Source organism: Sphingobacterium sp. UBA7249 (assembly GCF_002472835.1).
In the GTDB taxonomy this organism is placed as follows: Bacteria; Bacteroidota; Bacteroidia; order Sphingobacteriales; family Sphingobacteriaceae; genus Sphingobacterium; species Sphingobacterium prati.
The window spans coordinates 19,107-22,424 of the sequence record NZ_DKST01000019.1 but is presented as its reverse complement, the minus strand read 5'-3'; the positions used below and the strand labels follow the sequence as shown (position 1 = coordinate 22,424).

Here is a 3,318-nt window from a genome sequence, read left to right as displayed (position 1 = left end):
ATTTATATAATCCCTATACTCTTCCTGAATCATTCCTGCAGCAGTATATTTATGAGCAGACGCTTTGTAGGTCGCCTGTGCAAATTCTAACGCATCAGCAATTGAAGAGAAAGTATTTATCACACCAAATGGCTCATCTGGATCAACCAACGAAAACGCATAGATGTCCAAGAAATCTNNTAGGCTACAGAAAAGCTTTCGGCGCTTTCCTTATCAATACTTAACCATCTGAGTATGGTATAATCTGTTTCCTGAACAACACCCAACCACTGCTCCACGGATTTCCCAAGTCTCAATCTGGCTCTGATTTGATCGTCCGTTAAATACTCTGCCATAAAAATAACGTAATACATGAATTTAGTAAATTGCATTATGGAAAAGAAAACTTTTTGACATCATCTTTTAAATCATTCGTGCTATTTTATGAAAGTTTACTTCTTAATACCTTTTTTATTTCTTGTTATAGCTTGTCAAAGCACCACTAAAAAAGTACCTAAAACAAGAATGCCAGAAAAACTCTTTGATTATTCTACAGTTGAAAAAGACTATGAGGAAATATTAGAAGCGATACTTACATATAACTCTTATATCATTGGAACGATCAAGTCTGAAGAACCTAAGACGTATATCGAATCCATATTTACCAAAGATTCCATATACACTACGTATAAGGGGGATCATCCTCCGGGAGATGGAATTGGAATCAGGAAATTATTTCACCGTCTCGGCAGTAGCCAGCAGGACTCTATTGGTTTCCTAAATCAGACAAGAGACAGGGATACAGTCTATATTCCTCCGGCGATATCCCGTAAATTCAGAGTTAAAGACAGTAATAAATTGATTGCTGAAGAACGTTTTTTTACAAAGTTGGTTTTCCACTTACCGATCCTGACACATGATCGCCAAAAAGCATTCGTATCCCTGGATTATATATGTGGCGGATGGTGTGGCCAAGGATGGTATTTTATTCTCGAAAAAACAAAAGGCAAATGGAAGGTAGTTAAGTATGAGGGTACTTGGGAAGCATAGGTGCGAAAAACTATTGAAATATTACTTAAACAAGCGCAATAGAAAAACCAGAACAATGTCCGCTATTTCTCCTATCCGGTTAAAGACCATTCATGAACAATCTTTTCAATGCATTCAAGGTTCGGCATTAGGTGGCGGCACATAAACCCAGACCTAAATATGGGAATAAATAATCCATACTTTAGCGGTTTGGGCTATTTATTATTTGGAGATTTCGGACATTGAGATCATGCTATTCCTAGACGAGTTGACCGTTTTAAACAAAACCATAAAAAACAAGTAAGGATGGATTTGTAAATCTCAGCCCAATATTCAAATGGTCGAAATTGTCCTTATTGACTGATCAATGAATTTCGAAATCATATGATCAAAGCCTCCGAAATCTCCATCCATTTATCTTTTTCTTACAAAATGATTTTGAACGATTGAATTTAGAAAGATTTTTGTATCCACAGCTTCGAACTTCAACATTTCGGAAAGATCTCCGAACAAAGGAATTCCTTCCCCTAGCAGATAAGGAATCAGGGTAATAATCATCTCATCAATCCGGTCTTCTTTCAAAAAGCCCTGAATGGTCTTTCCCCCATCGATATACAGGTTATGATATCCTTTTCCATGAATTTCAGCCAGTACATCGTTTAGGCAGCCTTTGACAAGAGAAGCTTTATCCCTGAATTTTGCGGGGATCTCCGTCATACTGTCGCTCAACACAAAAACATGCTTATCATAATACCATTCGTCAAAACCACAAACCACTTCAAAGGTTTTGCGGCCCATGACCAGTGCATCAATCTGTGCAATAAATTCCTTATAGCCCATATCATCCTTCTCGGGATTCGGTATGGAAAGCAGCCAATCGATTTCTCCGTTCCTATCGGCAATATATCCGTCCAGACTGGTGGCAATGAAGACTTTGTTTTTCTGATTCATTTTTATGTACTTAAAGTTATACCACAAAATTAAATCCTTCGACACATTTAAAATTGTACAGAATTTACCCTGCTCCAAATTTTGAAAATTCTTTTGGAGTATAACCACTGAGTTTTTTAAATACCCTAATAAAATGGGACTGGTCATAGAATCCAGCTTTCAGCCCAATGTCAGTCAATCGTTCCAGCGAATTGTTCTGAAGCAATATGATCGCTTTATTCACTTTGTAAAGATTCAGATATTCACTGGGAGTCAAAAAATAATGCTTTCTGAATTTCTGAATGAAACTTTTCTGCGAAATCAGCAGCACTTTACTGAAATCCCTCAGCATTCCCTTTCCTGCTATTTCAGTAGCCAGATGTGCTTCGAACCTCATCAAGTGAGGGTCGGTATTTAAAGTTTCGAATACCCTCAACAAACATTTTTCAGCTTGGGCAAAATCAGGATTCTCGGCAACAAAAAGACAGTCAAATAAAATCGAAGCTAGTTCTTCCAAAGATGAGCTCCCTAATTTTGGGAGCAGTATGCCATAGCAAAACGGCTTTAAGATTAACCCTATGCACGCGTAAGCTCCATTTGTTGTGGTCAGAAAAGGTCGATTTTTTAAACCCGATAGCACCTGAACTCCTGTACGACCGTTTATCTTTTCGGTATTGATTCCTCTGATGTCGAACTCATCACCATAACTGAAAATAAGTTCGGTAAACAAAGCAGCATGATGAATAAAATCCATGGTAAGATTAGGCGACTTTCCTACCCAGATATAATCTATAAATTCACTGAGCGGATATTTGGGCCGGTAAGCTATTTCTTCAATCATTTTTATTATTTCTGAGTAAGCCAATTGCACTGATTCTATAGAAACAGATAAATATAAAGGTTATTTTTCGGAACTATCGATTTATATAATCCCTATACTCAGCCATCTGTTGTCTTATTGTTGATCAAGACAAAATTCTCCCGATTGGCATTGCCACTATCGAATGAATGGAAGAAATTGCTCCATATCCGATACCCTCTGGCACTGCCACTATATTTTCCCAACGTATTAAACTGTTTAAATAGCATAGCATTATGAACACCGCTAAATATATTCTGCTTAACTTTATCTGACGTCCCCAAAATTCCAGATGGGTCTCGGCATTGCCAAAGTCACAGCCTTCGATCACCGAATCAATGTTATTTTCCAGATCATCTTTCCATGGATCGCCGGAGTTTGGGTATTCATCGACTCTTTTGAACAGTACGGCCACAGAACTTGCGATGCTAACCGATCGCCCCCTAATGGCCACATCTTGGATAGATTTTGAAAATGTCGCCTGCTATTATTTCAGTGACGGAAAATCAAAATCCACATTG

The 3,318-nt window shown here is 37.9% G+C and carries 5 protein-coding genes; 2 read left to right on the top strand and 3 right to left on the bottom strand.

Going from position 1 to position 3,318, the window contains the following annotated elements; translation table 11 throughout:
* The first annotated feature begins 504 nt into the window (after positions 1 to 504).
* Positions 505 to 1,029, top strand: a complete 525-nt coding sequence (locus tag B4A24_RS15085; RefSeq protein WP_293945958.1) for a hypothetical protein — start codon at positions 505 to 507, stop codon at positions 1,027 to 1,029.
* A 393-nt stretch (positions 1,030 to 1,422) separates the two neighbouring features.
* Here the strand turns inward: B4A24_RS15085 and B4A24_RS15080 are convergent, their stop codons facing one another.
* The 3 genes from B4A24_RS15080 to B4A24_RS15070 form a co-directional block, all read right to left on the bottom strand.
* Positions 1,423 to 1,959, bottom strand: coding sequence for a dihydrofolate reductase family protein (locus B4A24_RS15080; protein ID WP_293945957.1), 537 nt, complete (start codon positions 1,957 to 1,959; stop codon positions 1,423 to 1,425).
* 64 nt (positions 1,960 to 2,023) lie between these two features.
* Positions 2,024 to 2,779 carry a helix-turn-helix domain-containing protein gene (locus B4A24_RS15075; RefSeq protein WP_293945956.1) on the bottom strand — a complete coding sequence of 252 codons (756 nt, stop codon included), beginning with the start codon at positions 2,777 to 2,779 and terminating at the stop codon, positions 2,024 to 2,026.
* A gap of 98 nt (positions 2,780 to 2,877) precedes the next feature.
* Complete coding sequence (locus B4A24_RS15070) at positions 2,878 to 3,027, bottom strand: hypothetical protein (protein WP_293945955.1); 150 nt, start codon at positions 3,025 to 3,027, stop codon at positions 2,878 to 2,880.
* Positions 3,028 to 3,135: 108 nt separating this feature from the next.
* On the opposite strand from B4A24_RS15070, the gene B4A24_RS15065 reads away from it, so the two are divergent.
* On the top strand, positions 3,136 to 3,318 hold a 183-nt coding region (locus B4A24_RS15065), incomplete at its 3' end, for a hypothetical protein (RefSeq protein ID WP_293945954.1).